The 18,488-nt window shown below is 59.1% G+C and carries 14 protein-coding genes and 1 pseudogene; 9 read left to right on the top strand and 6 right to left on the bottom strand.

Annotated features, from left to right (window positions below):
- From C7438_RS02405 to C7438_RS09350, 5 genes are all read left to right on the top strand, one after another.
- Complete coding sequence (locus tag C7438_RS02405) at positions 1-1,455, top strand: exopolysaccharide biosynthesis polyprenyl glycosylphosphotransferase (protein WP_121443731.1); 1,455 nt, start codon at positions 1-3, stop codon at positions 1,453-1,455.
- A gap of 69 nt (positions 1,456-1,524) precedes the next feature.
- Positions 1,525-3,375 carry an APC family permease gene (locus tag C7438_RS02400; protein ID WP_121443730.1) on the top strand — a complete coding sequence of 617 codons (1,851 nt, stop codon included), beginning with the start codon at positions 1,525-1,527 and terminating at the stop codon, positions 3,373-3,375.
- Positions 3,376-3,800: 425 nt separating this feature from the next.
- Positions 3,801-4,319: a hypothetical protein gene (locus tag C7438_RS08995; protein WP_147401969.1), complete on the top strand. Its 519-nt coding sequence runs from the start codon at positions 3,801-3,803 to the stop codon at positions 4,317-4,319.
- A 247-nt stretch (positions 4,320-4,566) separates the two neighbouring features.
- The gene (locus C7438_RS02390) at positions 4,567-5,127 is read left to right on the top strand and encodes a LiaF transmembrane domain-containing protein (protein ID WP_147401968.1); all 561 of its coding nucleotides are present in this window, start codon (positions 4,567-4,569) and stop codon (positions 5,125-5,127) included.
- A gap of 169 nt (positions 5,128-5,296) precedes the next feature.
- On the top strand, positions 5,297-5,965 hold the full coding sequence (locus C7438_RS09350) for a uracil-DNA glycosylase (RefSeq protein WP_245956439.1): 669 nt from the start codon (positions 5,297-5,299) through the stop codon (positions 5,963-5,965).
- A gap of 216 nt (positions 5,966-6,181) precedes the next feature.
- Here the strand turns inward: C7438_RS09350 and C7438_RS09345 are convergent.
- Positions 6,182-6,496, bottom strand: a pseudogene (locus C7438_RS09345) (CPBP family intramembrane glutamic endopeptidase); the annotation flags it as partial.
- Between the two features lie 311 nt (positions 6,497-6,807).
- On the opposite strand from C7438_RS09345, the gene C7438_RS02375 reads away from it, so the two are divergent.
- Positions 6,808-7,710, top strand: a complete 903-nt coding sequence (locus tag C7438_RS02375) for a hypothetical protein (RefSeq protein WP_121443726.1) — start codon at positions 6,808-6,810, stop codon at positions 7,708-7,710.
- On the opposite strand, the gene C7438_RS02370 is transcribed toward C7438_RS02375, so the two are convergent.
- Complete coding sequence (locus C7438_RS02370; RefSeq protein ID WP_121443725.1) at positions 7,691-8,974, bottom strand: MGDG synthase family glycosyltransferase; 1,284 nt, start codon at positions 8,972-8,974, stop codon at positions 7,691-7,693. The genes C7438_RS02375 and C7438_RS02370 overlap by 20 nt on opposite strands.
- Positions 8,975-9,249: 275 nt before the next feature.
- Here C7438_RS02370 and C7438_RS02365 point away from each other — a divergent pair, with 275 nt between their 5' ends.
- Positions 9,250-10,158 (top strand): glycosyltransferase family 2 protein, encoded by a 909-nt coding sequence (locus C7438_RS02365; protein WP_170143497.1) that lies wholly within the window; start codon positions 9,250-9,252, stop codon positions 10,156-10,158.
- Between the two features lie 16 nt (positions 10,159-10,174).
- Positions 10,175-11,953 carry an ABC-ATPase domain-containing protein gene (locus C7438_RS02360; RefSeq protein WP_211322020.1) on the top strand — a complete coding sequence of 593 codons (1,779 nt, stop codon included), beginning with the start codon at positions 10,175-10,177 and terminating at the stop codon, positions 11,951-11,953.
- Between the two features lie 125 nt (positions 11,954-12,078).
- On the opposite strand, the gene C7438_RS02355 is transcribed toward C7438_RS02360, so the two are convergent.
- The 4 genes from C7438_RS02355 to C7438_RS02340 form a co-directional block, all read right to left on the bottom strand.
- The gene (locus C7438_RS02355; protein ID WP_121443723.1) at positions 12,079-14,907 is read right to left on the bottom strand and encodes a glycosyltransferase; all 2,829 of its coding nucleotides are present in this window, start codon (positions 14,905-14,907) and stop codon (positions 12,079-12,081) included.
- A gap of 36 nt (positions 14,908-14,943) precedes the next feature.
- Complete coding sequence (locus tag C7438_RS02350) at positions 14,944-16,293, bottom strand: tetratricopeptide repeat-containing glycosyltransferase family 2 protein (RefSeq protein WP_147401967.1); 1,350 nt, start codon at positions 16,291-16,293, stop codon at positions 14,944-14,946.
- Between the two features lie 97 nt (positions 16,294-16,390).
- Complete coding sequence (locus tag C7438_RS02345; protein ID WP_121443721.1) at positions 16,391-16,948, bottom strand: DUF6385 domain-containing protein; 558 nt, start codon at positions 16,946-16,948, stop codon at positions 16,391-16,393.
- Between the two features lie 104 nt (positions 16,949-17,052).
- Positions 17,053-17,355, bottom strand: a complete 303-nt coding sequence (locus C7438_RS02340) for a DUF6385 domain-containing protein (RefSeq protein ID WP_121443720.1) — start codon at positions 17,353-17,355, stop codon at positions 17,053-17,055.
- Between the two features lie 742 nt (positions 17,356-18,097).
- Here C7438_RS02340 and C7438_RS09105 point away from each other — a divergent pair.
- A partial coding sequence (locus C7438_RS09105) for an SH3 domain-containing protein (protein WP_170143496.1) occupies positions 18,098-18,488 on the top strand: 391 nt, incomplete at its 3' end.

Below are 18,488 nucleotides of genomic sequence, written 5' to 3'. Positions count from 1 at the left end.
ATGTCTGTAGGAAACGGTCCTCCGTCCTTTCAGGTAGATTTAGGAAACGCGAGCGGTCCGCATCCGGAGTTGTCTTTAAAAAGAAGATTAGTCTATAATTTTGTTTCGCAGTACGTTATTTTTTCGTTATTTTTTATTACGGATTTAATTATCCTACTATCCTCTATGGGTGCCTCGATTTGGATCCGACTGAACTTCCTTCGTTGGTTGCCTAACGTTGTCGGCCCAGAGCAGTACGTACAGCTGTTGTACGGTGTCGTGGCATTGCCCTTTGCCTACGCCCTTGCGGGTGTGTACCCCGGATATGGACTTCATCCCGTGGAACGGTTGCGCAGGCGGACGTTGGTGACGACCCTAGTCTTCGTCATCCTCATCTTTTGGGAATTCCTTGTGCGGCGGGAGGCGTCCTCTCGAGGAATCCTCCTCCTCACCTATACGTTTGCCCTTCTCTTCGTTCCCGTTGGAGATGCGATTCTCCGGTCGTTCCTGCGTAAGGTAAACCTCTGGGGAACCCCCGTGGTCCTCATCGGCACAGATGCTGCACGTACCAAGGTACTCCGCCGGGTTTTGGAATTCCAAGACCTCGGCTACGTGCCCGTCTGTACCCTCTCTCCGGACGAGGCTTCGCTCGTTCGGGACGGCTTCCCCGGCGTGCATACGGCAATCGTCGCCTACCTTCCCGAAGAGCGGGAAGAAGTGTTGTCGCTTTTGCCCTCCCTCCGTTATGGGCGGGTTCTCCTGGTGGAAGAGCGAGAGGGTGTGCAGAGCCTGTGGGTTACGACGCGCGACCTCGGGGGGACATTGGCGCTCGAACTCAAGCAAAACCTCCTCGACCGAAGGAACCGTATCGTCAAACGGCTGATGGACGTACTACTGGGGGGCATCCTTTTTCTCGTCAGCCTTCCCCTCATCCTTTTGCTTGTGGCGCTCGTTTTTCTCGTGAGTCCGGGAAACCCCTTTTTCGTTCAAGAAAGGGAAGGGCTCGGCGGTCGTGCGATTCGCGTGTGGAAGCTACGCACGATGTACCCCGATGCCGAAGCGCGCCTCCAAAAGTACCTCGAGAGCTCCCCGGAAGCGTACGAGGAGTGGAACCGGTACTTCAAGCTCAAACACGATCCTCGGATCCTGCCGGGAATTGGCCACTTTTTGCGCAAGACGAGCCTCGACGAGCTCCCTCAGCTCTGGAACGTTGTCCGGGGAGAGATGAGTCTCGTGGGTCCCAGGCCGTTCCCCTTTTACCATCTCGAAGCCTTCGACGAGGAATTCCGCGAACTGCGCCGGAGCGTACTTCCGGGGATGACGGGTCTTTGGCAAGTTTCGGCGCGGAGCGACGGAGACGTCGAGAGGCAGAGGCTCTTGGATAGCTATTACATTCGGAACTGGTCTCTGTGGCTGGATGTATATATTCTAGCTCTTACGTTTTTCGTGGTTATACGAGGGAAAGGCGCTTATTAGTGTTAACTTAGTAACGCGGTACCAACCCGGCGGACGAAATTTCCGCCCGATGTGCGGGAGGCGCAAGGTTTGTCTACGTCGTCCTTCTTTCTCCTCGTCGCCTTTCTTTCGGTGTTCACGCTCGTCATGGGGTTCCTTGCGGCGCACCGCGGCATCACGTATCAGAAAGGCGGCCGCACGTACGTAGGGTTCGTCGGCGTTTCTGCGATCGCTATGATGGACCTTTTGGCGAGCGTCTTTTACGGGCCAGGAGAGGCATACCGCTACATCGGATACGATGCGATGTTCTTTCTCGTGCTCACCTCTGGGATCATCGCGCTCTACGCCTTCTCCATGACGGAAATCGCGGAAATCCTCGAGGGGCTCGGCCAGCGGGGCGGTGGGGTGTATACGATCACCTACCTCATCTTCGGCCGCGCGCTCTCCCTCATCGCCGTCGCGTCGATCCTCGTGGACTACATCAACATGGCGGCGCTCTCGGCGATCAGCGCCGTAGAAAATGCCGCGTCCGTTTTTCCGATCTGGGAAGGAATCCGGATTCCCTTGGAACTTGGGATCGTGTGGTTTCTCGCACTTCTCAACATCTTGGGAATTCGCTCCAACGTCTGGACGACGTTCGGCGTGTTTCTCTTTCTCGGGTATGCTCTCGTCGCCGGGATCGCCCTCGGCCTTACCGGGCTCGACGCCCGCGCTTTGGATACCCTCGTGCGCGGGTTTCGCGATCCGATCGCTCACATGGCGGGGTCCGGTGTCCTCGGTGCCTTGGGGTACGCTACGGTAGGCGTGGGCTCCACGATTCTTGCCTACTCGGGTATCGAGACCGTTCTTCAGACGCAAAAACTCGTGGAAAACTGGCGGGAGATTCGCAAGGCGTACCTCTTCCTCGTCATTTTGAACGGAATTCTCATCCCGGGGGTAGGCGTCCTCGCGCTGACCCACGTCCCCGATCCCGGTGCGCACGTAGAGGGATTGGTCGCGACTTACGCCGTACAGGTAGAGGGCGAGGTATACGGCGTCGTGATGGCTCTGGCCGCCGCCCTCGCCCTTGCCTTTGCCATGAATACGGCATTCGTCGGAGGGACGGAGCTCCTCACGACGATCGCCGAACGCTACGGTCTGGCCTTTCTCCTCCGGACGAACCGCGCCGGAGTGCATCAAGGGATCATCCTCTTCCTCGCGGCGACGTTTACCGTCCTCATCTTGATTACCAACGGTTCGGCGAACCTCGTAGCCGACATGTTCGCGATTGGTCTCCTCGCGAGTTTCGTCCTCAATCTTCTCGCCCTCGTGACCTACCGGATCTCCGAAGGGTATTCGCGCATGCGCGCGTATCGCACCGGGGTAGCCAAAAATGTCTTTCTCATCCTCGTATTTGCCGCGGCGTTCGTCTACGTGGCCGCACACAAGATTCACGGAACGGCACTTTGGGCGGGGACGTCGCTCGCAATGATTTTCTTGGGGGTGCTCGCGGCACGCTTTTTCCGCAACCCCGACCTCGCCTACGAATCGGCCTTTCACACGGTAGAAGACCTCGAACGCTACATTGCGGAGATGAGCGGCGACACCGTACACCTCCACTTTGCGCGCCCGCGCGAGGGCGTCGGGCAAGAACCCGGACATGTGTACGTGACCTTTGCCCTACAACGGCTGCGGCCGCCCCGCAGGCGCGGGGAGAACCACTTCGTGTTGCCGTACTCCCAAATGTGGGGCGTGGTCGCGGAAATGGAGGCACTCCTCAGGCACCTGGAAAAGAAATTTCCCGACAGGGCGTTCGTCGTTCACCTGGGCTGGCCGCTTTCCTCTTGGCGGGAGCGCCTTTCGACGGGATTTATGGTCCACCATTTCCTCATGCTTCCCAAATCTTTTCCCAACATCGCCTTTCGCATCGAGTACACCCCTCGGACGAAACTTCCGAGATAGACCGGCGAAGCGGCGAAGAGGATCGCCGTCGTTTGGTTTTCCTCGTCCGGGCGTGGTACAATTCCGCATAGCTCGTCTCGAACATCGGGAAAACGGAGGAGCGCGTGTCGATGGAGCCCACTCGGGATGCACATTCGACCTCCCCTACAGGAGATTCGGCCGTCGGTTTGGACGTGTTTTCCGTGCTCTGGAAATGGAGGTACCCAATCCTTGGGCTAACGATCGTCTTTGCAGTGGTAGGATTCCTATTGGCGTACATGAAGAAGCCGAGTTTCACGTGTGAGAGCGTTCTCTATCTGGGGAAAAAAGCAGAGGGCGTATATACCGATCCCAGAAATGCGAAATTCATTGTGACAAGCGAGGATTTTCTTAAGGAAGTCACCCGTCAGGATCCTTCGCTTTCCTCGGTACAGGATCTCCGCAGGATGGTAGATGCGTCTCCCGTAAACGAGACGTCCGTGAAGTTCACCGTGAGGGCGCAGGATCCCGACCTTGCCCAAAAGGTGTGCACGGCCGTTGCCCACACGTACCTCTCGCGGGCGAAGGACGAAGTAGAACGTTCCTTGGGGAACCTACAGTCCACGAAGCAAGCGTTGGTCAAGCTCCAAGCCGAAGTCGCCAAGAGCCTAGAACGGAACCGCGAGGCGCTTCGCAATATGGAGGCGTCGGGAACAGGCGGCGTAGAACGAGAACTCGCCCTTGCGCGGCTTTCCGAGTACGTGGTCCGCGAAGAATCCCTGCTTCTGGATTTGGCGAACCGAATCCAAGAGATCGATCTTAAACTGGGTGGGGCTGTGCGCCCCGAGATTTTGGAAACGTCTCCCCCTTTGTCCGCATCTTCGAGGGGTTCCAAGGCTTACGCCGGTGCGGGGGCGATTTTCGGCTTTTTCCTCGGCGTCTTCCTCGCCCTGGCCGTGGAAATCCGAAGGTATCTAGGTGCGTGAAGCGTAAAGAAAGAGGCGCAAGACGCAAACAGCACGCTTCAAGGAACGAAAGGGAGGGAAAGACGATCGACCGTAGCCGGCGCAGGCCGGCTTTTTCGTATTGCTGCGCCTTTTGCTCCTATCCCCTACCCTAGGAGAAAACCGACCTGCGAGCGCGAGGTTGCCGAAGTGTTGCTTGATCGAACGAAGGTTGTTACACTAAGCAGGTAGAGTTGCGTCGAAATTCCTAGGAATCGAGAATTTCGGGGTGTCGCGTTTTTGGGAAGAGGGGGTGAAGGATTTGGGGAACATGGCTGCCGGTAGGGTATTGAGCGCCTTTGCCCTGATCATGCTCGGACTCGTCTGGCTTTTGGAGCGCATGAGCGTACTGCACGTAGACCCGAACGCCGCAATTCACCTCCTTTGGCCGCTTCTCCTCGTGTACGTGGGTTTAGAGGGGATCCTGCGGGGAAACATGCGCGTCTTGGGGAGTATTACCCTGCTTCTGGGAATCGGACTCTTCCTTGTAAACTTGGGGCTTCGGATCAACGTCGAAGGGTACGTGGCGGAACGCCTTGTCCTTCGGCTGCCCTTCCTTACGCTCTACGTCGGCGCTTTCCTCGTCCGCTATTGGCCGGTATTCCTCGTAGTTTCCGGGATCGTCGCGCTCCTTCAGGCCGGGAAGCGATGGGTAGGTGCGATTCTCTTTTTCGTCGGATTCTTCCTCCAGATGCACGTCTTGGGGATGGTGGACGAACTTCCGTGGGACATCCTTTGGTCTCTTTCGTTGGCTTCGATCGGTTTGAACTTGCTCTTCCCGGACGCGTGACGAAGAAGAGTGTGACGAGAGAGGGAAGGAAGGAACCCTCTGAAGAGAAGGAAGGAACCCGCGGGAGTCGAAGAATCAACCATAGGGCAGGAGAATATGTGTACCCGTTTGGCGGGGAGAGGTTTTTGGGCGGGGAAGTCGTAAGGGTTCGAAGGCGGAGGCGATCGCCGTGGACTCCACCGGCCATCAGCTCAGCCTCTTCGGCGACGATCCGGAAAACGCCTTGGCATTTGTCCAAAGCCTCGACGAGCTCGCGCGGGAGATCCGTCGCTGCAACCGCTGTCCGTTGGCGGAGGAACGAATCCGGGCGGTTCCGGGAGAAGGGCCGGAGGACGCGCCCGTCGTCTTTATCGGCGAAGGTCCGGGGGCAGACGAGGATCGGACGGGGCGTCCCTTTGTCGGTCGGGCGGGACGCTATTTCGACGAAGTTCTCGCTAAGGTGGGGATCCCGCGGAGCGGGATCTACATCACAAACGTCGTAAAATGCCGCCCTCCCGGAAACCGCGTTCCTCGGCCCGAAGAGGCGGCGGCATGCCTTCCTTTCCTTTGGCGGCAGATCGAGCTCATCCGTCCCAAGGTCTTGGTCCTTCTCGGGGGAGTTGCGGCCCGCTACGTATTAAAGGATGGGCGCGGCGTTGGCGAACTTCGCGGGACTTGGCATGGTCCCCTAAAAGAGGCGTACGTGCTCGTGACGTATCACCCGGCGGGCGTCCTCCGCGACCGCAGGAAGGAAGAGGAATTTCTCGCGGATATGGCCCTTGTCGCCCGCGCCTATCGCAAGCTCATGCGGCAGAGATCCCAAAATTCCCGGCCGAAGGAGTTCGGGAAAGGCGTCTGAAGCAAACCACACGAATGCGGCTCCCAGAATGCCTACGAGAAGGACACTTGCCCAATACGGGAGGCTCGGGTGGACGTGCGGACGTTCGCCCGGGCGTTCGTCGTCGTGGGCATCGGGTACGAGGGGGATCCAAAGGACGTCCTTTCGGCTACGGGGATCGACGGGTTCGCGTCCCCGCCAGATGATGTACAAGGCGAGTTCGCCGGCATTCCAGAGGGCGTGGAGGATCACGGGAATCCAGAGATTTCGGCTTACGGCGTAGCTCCACCCCAAAAAGAGGCCGACGAGGAACACGGCGACAAAGGCCGCGGGATAGATGCGATAGCGTTGGTGGATAAAGGCAAACGCGGCGGCGGAGAAGAAAATCGCCCAGGCGGCCACTTTCCCCTCCGACTCCTCGGGGGAGAGGAACCAGACGAGGCGGGAAGCTCCCTCCTGGAGAAATCCGCGAAAAAGCAGTTCTTCGCCTAGGGCGGCCAAGGACAGAAAGCTCGCGAGGTAAACGGGTCCGAAGGAAAGGAGGACCTCCACCGCTTCGTCGACGACGAAGCACACTTTGGCCAAATACCGGTCGTGAAGCGCGAGGAGGGCGAGCACGCAGAGGGCGTAGGGGAGAAAGAACCCTGTAGCATGGGCAACTTCCTGAAGGGGAAATAGGGAGAGGCGATCGAGGATTCCGGAGGGCCCAACGAGAAAAAAGAGGCCTATTCCACCTACAAGGAGCACAAGGACGGGGGAGAGAAGCAGGGTTTCCGGGCGAATTTCGGGGGTGCGCACGGCGTACCTCCTTTCGTCGTTCGCGCGGCGGAGCGGTACAATAGAAAAAAGGGGCGGAGTAGAGAATGGAAACTTCGTTGGACCGATACACGGAAGCCGTGCGCGTCCTCGCGCGGACGTACGCCGATCCCGACCGCGCGGAGATGCTCCTTCGGTACGTGGACGAGCACCTAAGACGGGCCGATTGGCCGGATGGGTTTCCGGAGTTTCTCGCGGGACTCGAGGGCCTCCCGGAGGGGGAGAACCTGCGCACCTTCCTCCTGTTCGATGAACGCTTTTACCGCATGGTTAAAGGTGTAGAAGTTCCCGCGCTTCGCGATTTGGGTGCGACCGGCGAGGGGGTGGTGTTTCTCAGAAATCTAAAGGAGGACTACGTTCCCAGACTCCTTCGGGCGGAAAGCCGCTACGAATCGTACTTTTTGGGGAAACCGTACGGCTTGAGTCGGACGGAAATCTCGTTGAACGCCCGCACCCTCGACGGGGCTACCCTCTCCCGCATTCTCGATCACGTGTTTCCTCAGGAGTACGCCGTCGAGCTTCGCGTGGCCTACCGCTATGCGGAGCCGGCCGCGCACGTGCGCTGGCGGACGATCTACGACAACCCTCTCGCCCTCGCCGTTGCCGAAGGGGGAATCGCCGGCTTCAGCGGCGACGTGTTCCTCTGGGTGCGGGAGGCGTTCGGGCCTTACCTCGAAGGGCGTGCGCGGGAGGCGCTGGATTCGGAGGAAGCGTCCCTCGACCTCGAACTCAAGTTTACCAACGTAACCCTGCGCATCTTTGGCGTACGCTGTCCGGAGGCGCGCGCAGCGCTGGAAAACCTCGACTGCCTCGCCCAATGCGCCTTAAACCGCATCCACCACGTCGTCTACACGCCCGACCGAGATCCGATTCCCTATGTTCCCACAGAGTGCTTTGCCGTTCGGCGGTTGTGCACAGAATACCTAGAGATCACCTTTGCGTCCGCCTGACGTTTTGCCCGCTTTCCCCGAGAAACCCGAGGAGCTCGCGTACGACGCGTTCGGCGGCGTGGGGGGAGACTACGCCGTGCTGTCGGGCCGCGGTTTCTCTTTGCAGCTTTGGGTCGGATATTCCGCGAAGCCAGTCGAGGAGTTGCTCTCCCCCTCCGGAACCGACAAGGCCTGCCTCCGTGAGGAAACGAGCGTTTTCTTCTTCGGGGCCCGGAAGGGGCGGAAGGAGGAATGCCGGTATGCCTACCGTGAGCGCCTCGGCCAAGGAGATCCCACCCGGTTTCGTGAGAAAACCGTCTGCGGTCGCGAGGAGGGCGGCGACCTGACCCGGATCGAGGTACGGCAGAACCTTCCATGCGATCGCCGGGTGGCTCAGGCGGTCGACGCTTTTTTGGGCCGCATCCGGGTTTTTGCCCCCGAGGACCAACATGCGGAGAAAGGGTGTGGATCCTCCGCTTCGCGGATCGGCTGCCGAGAAAAACCGGGGAGAGGCGAGGAGGTCTCGGACGAGCGCTTCTGCCCCGGCTACGAGCCCCCATCCGCCTCCGGCGACGAGAAGGCAGAGCGGTCCAGCCTTCCGGCTGCGCGCGAGGCGCTTCGACCGGACGGAAGAAGCGCGGACGAATGCGGGGTGCACGGGGATTCCCGTAACGCGGATGCGTTCCGGCGCGACTCCCAGGGCGGCAAGGCGGGCTTTTGCCTCGTCGTGCGCCACGAGGTAGAGGTCGACCTCCTCCCGCGCCACCACCAGGTGTGGGATGAAGTCCGTTGCCAGGTAAACCAGAGGAAAGGATAGGCCTTGTCGGCGCTTCCATTCGCCCACGAGGAGGAGGGGAACGGGCGCGGTGGCGACGACCGTTCCGGGCGTCCTTCCGTCGAAGATTGTGGCAAAGGCGTGGGCGAGGGCGGCGGAAGGGCGAAGGGATGGGGTTCTCTCGTGAAGGCCGGGGACGTGTAGGTGTACGGGTAAGTCGAGCTTGGGGAGCCTCAGGCGGATGCGCGGGAAGGCGCCCCTTCGGATTCGGGCACTCCACGCATACGTAGCCCCCAAGAGTTCGGGAGCCCTTCGGAGCGTGAGGAGGTACCCGCGAAGGGCCAAGGGATACAGCCTCGGGGTGAGCGTTGCGTAGAGGTCCACGATGCGGACGGGACGTTCGGGGTCGGCCCTTCGGAGGGCAAGTGCGAGGACCTCTGCGACCCGCCTGTGGCCGTCTCCGAATCCGCTGGTGACGATGAAGAGGGACTCTTTCGTTTTGCGACTCATGGCGCAGGCATACCCTCATTCCGGCTCGTCTGCGCGTCCTCTGAGAAACGCTCAGGCACGCGCACGGAAGGCGGAAAAACGCCTTACGCCTATCGTACCACTCGGTCTCTGGGAAAGGTATACGGGGTTGAACGGTCATCTCGGGAGGGGTATACTACTTCTTAGCTGTTGTGGCGGTGATGGATCTGTGTAGTAGTTTTTTAGCTTAATTTTGTATTTTTAAAACTTCTATGGTTTCGAAGTTCAGGAGATTACTGTTGCAGGAGGCGTTTTTTGTGCACACTCGGGTTAGCGTCATAGTTCCTGCCTGGAACGCCGAGCGAACGATCGAACAGGCGATTCGATCGGCGCTAGGGCAAACGCTTAAAGATCTCGAGGTCATCGTGATCGACGACGGCTCGAAAGACGGGACCGCCGATGTTGTACGGAGGATTGCCGCGGAAGACGAACGCGTGCGCCTTTTGCAAAACGAGGTAAACCGTGGTCCGAGCGCGGCTCGAAACCTCGGGCTTCGCGAGGCGCGCGGGGATTGGATAGCGATTTTAGACGCCGATGACTTTTTCATCCGCGAGGATCGATTGGAACGGCTCATTGCAATTGGAGAAGAGTATGGTGCGGACATCGTTGCGGATGATATTTATCAATTTAAGGACGGAGACACACGTTGTTTGTCTATGTTTAAAGAAAGAGGTATTAACATAAATTACCCCTTAGAAATAAATCTCGACTTTTTTATAGGTCGAGACCTCGGATATTTTAAACCGATATTTAGGGCAAAATTTATTAAAGACAAATCAATAGAATACAACGAGAATTTGATAATACGAGAAGATTTTGTTTTTATTTTGGAACTTATGTTAAATGGAGCGAATTTTTTTCTCTACCCGGAAGCCGGATATGCATATCGTAGACATCAAGAATCAATTCAGGTAAAGATCTATAATGAAAAAGAAACTATAAACAAAGAAAGCATAGAATATATAAAAGATATACTTAACAACCCTAAAATTGACAAAAATGTCCGTAAAAGTTTAGCTAGATATATAATCCTCGCAGAATATTATAGGTTTGTATCTATGATAAAAAGAAAAAAATTTTTAGATTCAATCACAATTATAAAAGAAAATCCCGGAGTAATAAGTTTTATTTTGAAACGTGTTTTTAAAAAGATAAAACCAAAATAAGGGCGGCGCTAAAGCAATGCGCGTGTTGACAGCAGATGGCCTCCGCGAACGGTTGCGCCGCATCGACGGAAGGGGATACAAGGCCTACCGCGATTTGGAAGGTGCTTACCGGTTTGCGGGTTTTATCCTCTACGTCGATCACGCCCAAGGAGACCCGTTTGCTCCGCCGTCCCGCGTTCGCGTTCGTGTCCGACTCGAAGACGCCGGATTTCCTTCCTGGAGTTGGGCGGGTCGTGTCGCGCAAGTTGCCCTTTGCGATTTTCTCGCCCGCAAGCTTTTTCACGCGGCGCGAACATTTTCAAGGCGTACCGGGACGGGCAACGGGGGCCAGATCTTCACCGCCGTTCCCGGTCAAGAGATCCTCGAGCGTTCCGCCGTCGTACTTGACCGGGCTTCCGACGGACCCTACTTGGAGGCGCGCTTCGCAGTAGGTCTTCCCGCCCGCGGGCGGACGATCGACGGCGGGGCGGCGCAGGAACTTTTTTTCGTACAGATCCCGCAGCTTGTCGCCCGTGCTCTCGGATTTCACGCGGATGACGCAGAGGCGCTCGGACGGCACGTCGCGGTCGCAGAAGATCAGGCCGCGTTGCGCGTGCTTCTCGAAGAACGGGGTTGGGTTGCCTTTGTAGCCGACGGGAGCATCTTGCCGCGCCTTTCGGGGGCCTCCGATGCCCCGATGCCCAAGGAACGCGCGGTCGCGTTCGTAAGCCCCCCGGAAAGACGGGTTGCGGTACGTCTCCCGCACGCGGGCGAAATTACGGGGATGGCCGTCCCCCGGGGAGTCACCCTCATCGTAGGCGGCGGGTACCACGGAAAGAGCACGCTCCTTCGGGCCCTCGAGCTCGGAGTGTATGACCACGTTCCCGGGGACGGGCGTGAGTACGTGGTCACGCTTCGGGATGCCGTGAAGATCCGGGCCGAAGACCGTCGGTCCGTCGTCGGCGTAGACATCCACGCCTTTATTGGCGAGCTTCCCGGGGGCACGGATACACGTTGCTTCACGAGCGCCTCGGCAAGCGGAAGTACGTCTCAGGCGGCAAATCTCGTAGAAGCTTGGGAAGCCGGAGCGCGTCTCATCCTCATGGACGAGGATACGAGTGCCACAAATTTCCTCGTCCGCGACGCGCGCATGCAGGCGCTCGTGCCCAAATCCTCCGAACCCATTACCCCTCTGGTAGACCGCGTCCGCGAAGTTTACCGGGTCTTGGGGATGTCGACGATCCTCGTCGTAGGTGGCGTCGGTGACTATCTGGACGTTGCCGACACGGTGATCCGCATGGACCGCTACCGCGCGTTTGAGGCTACGGCGGAAGCCCGGGAGGTCGTGCGGCGCATTCCTTCCCGGCGCAATCCAGAAGAAGCCGAACCTCTCGTTCCTCCTCGGCCGCGCGTGTTTCACGTCGCGTCGTTCCGTCGAGAGGAGCGGGAACGCGTGCGCGCGGAGGGTCTTCGGGAGATCCGATTCGGACGCGAAACGATCGACCTTGCGGCGGTGGAGCAGCTTGTCGACGAAGGACAAACGCGGGCTTTGGCATACATCCTCGCCCGCATGGAGAAATTTGCGGACTATCTTTCCGTCCGGAAAACGGGTGGAGCGCGCAAAGACGCCGAGGAGGGCTGGATGGAGCTGAGGGAGTTCCTTGCGGCGCTCGAAGCGCTGCGGGAGGAAAAAGGCGTGGACGGCCTCTTTCTCCCCGGGGAAACCCCGACGGGCGACCTCGTTTTTCCCCGACCTTACGAAATCGCGGCGGCGATCAACCGTGCCCGCGTTTTGCGCGCGCGACCCAAGGGGTGAGTCTCTCAGACTCCTCGAGGACATTTCGTTTGCTCTCTTTCATCCTCCGCTTCATCCTCCGCTCCCCCGCCCTTCGCTGTCGTCGAGTTCGCGGCGGGGATTCCCTTGCAGAGTGCGTACGGCATCTATCCGCGGTTTGCCACGCAGCGAAGGACGGTTTCGAGGCGGTGGACCGTGCGGCGGAGGTCGAAGGCACGCGCCGTTTCCCGTCCGATCTGAACGAGGCGCGAGCGAAGGCGGGCGTCACGCAAGAGCATCTTTACGTAGGCGGCAAGCGTTTCCGCGTCTCCCGGAGGTGCGAGGAGGGCATTTTTTCCGGGTCGTGCGTAGGTTCGGATCCCCCCGCATTCGCTGGCCACGACGGCGACGCCGGAAGCCATGGCTTCGAGCGGCGGGAGGGCAAATCCTTCGTACCAGGAGGGGAACAGAAGGACGTCGGCACTTTGGTACAGGCTCGGAAGTCGTTCCTGAGGCGGGTCGACGACGACCTCGACGGGGAACGGGGCGTGGAGAATGCGAAAGGGATCGGGACTGATCCAGAGAAGGCGAAAACGCAGGCCTTCCCGCCAGAGACGGTCGAGTACGCGCAAGGCCACGTCCGTTCCCTTAAAGGGACGGTTGGGTGAGCCGACGAGGAGGACGGTAGGAAGATCGCCGTCTCTTTTAATTCCTTCGTTCGGCCGGAAGCGGTCCGTATCGACGCCGTTGGGGACGAGGGCGCTCTTGCGGCCGTAGCGCCTGCGGAGGATGTCTTGGAGAAAGGGAGAAACGGTTGCGAGGAACACGGGCGTTCGGTAGAACCGCAAGAGCGAAAGGCGCACGCCTCGGTCGTAGGCAAGAGGGACGTCCTGAAAGAACCACGGATGGCCTTGTTCCAGGTACAAGAGGGGTGTGCGCGCGTTTTCCGCGCCGACGAGGTGTTCCAACCACCCGAGGACGGCGACGTCGAGGCCGTAGCCTTCGAGCTGTTCGGGAATGGGGCGTTGGGGGTCGAGATAGACTTCCTCGGGTTTTTCCTCGTCTTCGAAGGGGTACCAAACAGGGAGTACCGGGCGTCTGTCGTCTTTCGGACGGAAGGCGATTACGCGGTGACCGAGACGGCGCAAGAGACGTATGTGGTCGAGCAGGACCTTGAGCCCCCCGGTTGGCGCGTGATGGGGAAGTACGTAGCCGACGCTCAGGGGCGAAAGTGGCCCCCCCTTATTCGTAGGCTCCTGGGTTCCCAGACGATCGACGTCATCGGTCCGCCGCGTTTCGGTTGTCAGGATCTCTTCAAAGGGGTATGCCGCGGCGGCTTCTGGACAGCGGTCCCAAAGCGAATCCAAGGAAAGCGGAGCGAAGTCGGGCGGACGAGAGACGCGGTACACGTGGATGAATTTCCGCTCGCCTTCGCTTTCGTTTTTCGGAGGAATTTGAGCGGGGAGTCCCGTTTCGGAGTACGGCAGAAGCGAGGGGGGCGTTACGTCTATTCGCAAGGTTTCTCTTGCGGCGAGCGCGGCGAGGTGGACCCTCGGACCCGAGCGTTCGGACCACGGTTCTATGACGTAGACGGTTTCCACGCCAGCGTTCAGGAGGTCTTCGATTTTTTGTCGCAGGTCTTCGGACGAAAGTTCTCGCCTGCCGTCGCTCACCACGGCGACACGTGCAGGAGGTATGTCCGAGGAGGGCGTCTCTCCTTCGAGCGGGCGAAAGAAAGACGATGCGGAAGCATCCAAAGCGCCGAGTTCACGGAGCACCGCGCTCAGAGATTGGTACAAAACGGGCGAAGTTCCGAGAAAAAGGACCGGGCTTTCGGAGTTTTGGACGAGGACGTTCAAGAGGAAAGGTAGGGCGAAGATTTCGGGAGGGAGGGTAGCGGGCACGCCGTTGCGTTCGGTTGTTTTCGCGTATGCCTCTCTTGCGGCGCGGCTCGCCGCCAGAGCTTCCTCCGCGTTACCCAGACGCGCGTGAGCTTGGGCGAGAAGAGAGTAGGCGAGGAAGCCTCCGGACCCTTCGGGGATGGCGTAGGCGGATTTGGGTCCTAAGGCGAGGGCCGCGTGGGCGGCGCGCGCGGCTTCTTCTGCTTTTCCGTTCCGGAGGAGGATCTGAGCGTACATTTCCCAAAGCGTGGGAAAATCGGGTAAACGCTCGAGAAAGCGTCGGGCCCAATCGAGGGACTCCTCTGTCTTTCCCTGGGCAAAGAGCGTGTAGAGGAACTTGAGGGAGAGATCGGAGAGATAAGGGGGAGCTTCTTTGCTTTCGCCTTCGAGGAGTTCGAGGGCTTTGCGGAAGGGGCCTTCCGCTTCCGCGTACCGGCCTTGGGCAAACCATTCCGTGCCGAGGGCGTAGTATAGACGCGCATCACAGGGGTGTTCGGCCAGGGCGAGTTCGATGAGGCGGAGGTTGCGGTTCGTTTTCGTCTTTTTGCGGGCCACCGCATCGAGGTAGCCGAGATGCTCGATGACGAGGGGTACGGGGAGGACCTTTGCCTCGGGAATCCGGGCAAGCGAAGCGTCGACCGTTTCGTGAATGCGCCCTTCGAACACGACGCGAGGGTCGTTCCGAAAGAGGCGCAGGACGTTGTCCCAAGCACCTGCCGAGGGGGGATCGAGGCGGTGGTAGATGCGCACAATTCCTCCCCATAGGTCGTCGCGGGAGAGCGTTCGCCGCAGGACTTCCGGGTCGCCTTTGCGAATGCGCTCGTCGGCGTCGAGACTCAAAATCCACTCGCCACGGGCGTACGTAAGGGCTCGGTTGCGCGCCCGGGAAAAGTCGTCCTCCCAAGGAAGGGAAACGACCCGGGCACCGAGGGAAGCGGCGATCTCCGGGGTGGCGTCCACAGAACCGGTATCCCCCACGACGATCTCGTCTACATACGGGAGTGCCGAGCGGATCGCGTCGGCAACGAACTCGGCTTCGTCGCGCACGATCATCACGAGAGAAATCCGGGGGCGATTTTCGGACGCAAGCGGCAACCCAGTTCCCCCCTTTTCTTTTTTCCTAATGCGCGCTTATGGCGCGCCGCCTTCGCTCCCTTTCGAGGCTTTTGTTTCTCCCGCTTCGGTACTTCGCAGTTCGAGGCGCAGAGCTTGCGCCTGGCGGACGTAGCCGAGGAGTTCGAGGAGACGCACGAGGAATTCCCGCGCGCTTTCGTCCTGTGCTCGTAAGTGGGTAAGGACGAAGCGAGGGAGAGCTTCTTCGCCCCACGTACGGGCAACGAGTTGAAGGAGGGCGGCAAGAACCTGCACGTCGTTGGAGCGGTGCCGTAAGGCGCGCAGGTACCAGAGGACGGCAGATTCCGCGTTCCCCCCTTCTTCGCTGAGTCGCCCGAGGGCGAACGCCGTGCGGTATGTGCCCAGACCCTCTTCGTGGGGATAGCCGGGAGGGGGTTCGCCCAAGGCGTAGGCCGCAAGGTAGGCTTGACGGGCTTCGTGCACGTCTTTTGCCTGCCAGGCGAGATCTCCCTTGAGGTGCCAGAGGTCCGGCGATTCGGGGAAGGTTTCCGTTCCCCGCGTCGCCGCCTTCAGAGCGCCGACGAGATCCCCCTTTGCGGCGTGCGCGAGGGCGAGATATCGGTAGGCGAGGGGGAGATAGGCCATGCGCGGCGGGGAGAGGGAGATCGACCGTTCCAGAAATTCCGCAGCACGGTCCGCGTCTCCAAGGCGCAAGTACTCGACGCCGAGGTTGTATGCGGTGAATGGGTTCGCAGGGGATTCCGCCCACTCGCGTTCGAGAAGTTTGAGGTTGCGCATCACCTTGTTCTTTGCCGCACTTGCGTAGCCGTCGTGGAGAAGGTCTATCGGAGCGGTTCCCACGACGGGAAAACGGCGGGATGGAGCGTGCTCCAGGATGGAGGGGAGGATTTGTTCGTGTACGCGTCCGGTAAAGCGGTAGGCGGGGTTGTTGCGGAAAAGGCGAGCGGCGTAGTGGACGAGACGGCGCGGCTCGCCCGCCGCGTCGGCAACGAGGTTTACGATGCGCACCTGGTAAGCTTCGCAACAGGGCGTTTGTTCTTCTTGTTGGAGGAGTTTCCGAAGGGCGGGACCGGATTCGGGCGTAAGCCACTCGTCCGCATCCAGCACGAGGATCCACCTCCCCTTACAGCGTTCCAGGGAGGCGTTTCGCGCGTCTGCAAAGTTCTCCCGCCAAGGGAAGGAAAATACTCGGGCGCCGTATGCGGCGGCGATTTCTGACGTGTCGTCTTCGGACCCCGTGTCGACCACTACGGTTTCGTCCGCGAAGTTGCGGACGCTCGTAAGGGCGCGGGGGAGTTTTTCCGCCTCGTTTCGCACGATCATCGCCACGGAAAGAAGAAGTTCCTCCCGCTTGGGAACTTCGGACGTTTCTGCTCCTCTGTCCATTTCTGTCCCTCCTCGGTACAGAAAACCCCGTGCCGAAACGAGCACGGGGCTGCCTCTGGAATGGGGTGCGGCGACTAGGGAGAAAGGGAAGCGGCACTCACGTTCCCTGTGCGTTGAAGTACACGTCGAGCGTAGTAGGAAGGCCGGTGACGGCGGATTGGTAAGCGAGTCGTGTGTACTTGAGGAATCGGGTCGGTACGAGGACGCTCACCGTCCCGCCGACGATTGGGGAAGTAGGGACTACGTCTGGAAACCAGTTCGTACCGTCCGCACTGATCTGAACTTGGACAAGGGCACCGTTGGTTCCCGCGTTGTAGATAAAGAAGCTCGAGAGGCCGAGCACACCGGTCGTGATTGCGGGGAGCGGCGTGAGGGTGTCCCCCGTGACGACGTTGAGAAAGCTTTGTTCGAAGAAGCTCTTGTGCAGGATCTGCCCAACGGCATCGAGGGTACCTGCGGAGACGGTGGTACCGAGGACGGCATCGAGGGTACCTGCGAGGATCGCCTCGATGGTTTCTGCGGTTACCGTAACGCTGGCGACGTGGAGTCGTCCCGAGTCGTCTACGAGAAGGGGTTTGGGCCCCGTGCTGTGGACCCCGTAGACGAGAATTTTGAGTTCCTCCGGCTGAAGGTTAAACACAGAGTAGTTCGGCATGACAAATTACCTCCCGTTGCGGTAAAGTCTTTTGCCCCCATTTGCCCGCATTGTTTCTACTGCGAAATTTCGCTCCATCCTGTTCTCCCTTTGGCTGTACAGGATCATCTGTCGGTTTGCATGCGAGTTTGCGCCTGGAAGTAAACGTCAACCAAACTCATCTGTGCAGGCTGCAAGGTGCGCAGGACGAGGCGCGTGTAGCGCAGGTAGCGTTTGGGGACGAGGACCCCCGTGGTATGGGGTTGGACGGAGATCGATTCGTCCGGAGCGTAGTGCACACCGTCCGGACTGATCTCTACCTGTGCGACTACGGGGGCTTCTCCTCGGTTTACGACGGCGTAGGAGTACATCGTGTCAAGGGCGGTCCGTTGGGCGAGGAGTTCTAGTCTTTCATAGGTGACGCTCACGTTGGGGAAGAACTCTTCGTGAAACGCGGGGCCCAGACAAAAGGGCGGTAGAACGTTCCAAACGATCGTAGGCCAAATCCGAGGTCGACGACATGCAGGCCAGCATTTTGGCCTTCTCCACGTTTTTCTCATCCGCATTCCCTCCTCGCCGTTACAGTACACGTTTCTTTCCTAGGAGGTTTTGGCAGGTGCACATATTGCGGCCAAATTGGCGTTTGACTCCTCCATATTCGCCCCGTACGTTTTCCCGGTACGATGGGTAGTCCCGTTTTTTGGCCCTTCGTCTGTCGGCATCTGCAGCCTTTATTTTATTTTCAGAAAAATAATTTTACTTAGAATCTACGAACCCCTTGGTGATCTAGGTGCAGATACCTATGGACACTTTTAGAAAACGCCGGATACAATGAAACGAAGAAGCTTCTAGAAAGCGTAGAAACCTGTTGCAAGTTTCCTTGGGTTCATCCCAAGGAAGATCCGTTTCGCTTTGCCCCCCTCGTATACGCAATGGATTGTCGCGTTCACGAGAACGGGAGGCCAGCTCCCAAATCTCGGAACGTCGAACTTCCGGTTCTTCTACGAATTCCCCTCTCAGGGGAGGTAGAGAGATCCCTCACGCCGAATTTTCATGAAGGGATACACGCAGGAGACTCGCGAACGCAGAAGAGAAACCCTGAAAGAGCTTGGGGAGGGAGTGGAGATGTCTAAGGGGAAGGGTAGGGGCAAAGGCAGGAGGAAAAGCTGGTTGGTCGTTCCTGCGCTCGTGATTTCCAGTTACGTAGGAGGTCCTTCGTCTACTGATGTTCACGCGGCCGAGGTCCCCTCTCAGGTCAAGGTGACCGCTGATTATCTCAACGTTCGTTCCGGTCCCGGAACGAATTACCGCATCATCGGCGGCCTTCGGCAGGGTACGGTTGTCCCCGTACTTCGGGCTGACGGATCTTGGTACTACGTGAAGCTGAGTACGGGGACCACGGGGTACATTGCCGGCTGGTATACCGAACCTGTTAGATCGGTGTCTTCGGTTTCCGTTCCCGTGATGACGTCGTTTGCGGCGAACGCGAGGGAGGCGAGGCTTGGGGAAGGGATCCGGTTGAGCTTTACGGCGCGGGACGACGCGGGGATTTACAAGTTGC

This window comes from Brockia lithotrophica, from assembly GCF_003633725.1.
In the GTDB taxonomy this organism is placed as follows: domain Bacteria; phylum Bacillota; class Bacilli; order Thermicanales; family DSM-22653; genus Brockia; species Brockia lithotrophica.
The sequence above is the reverse complement of the archived record's forward strand: the minus strand, read 5'-3'. Positions and strand labels throughout refer to the sequence as shown.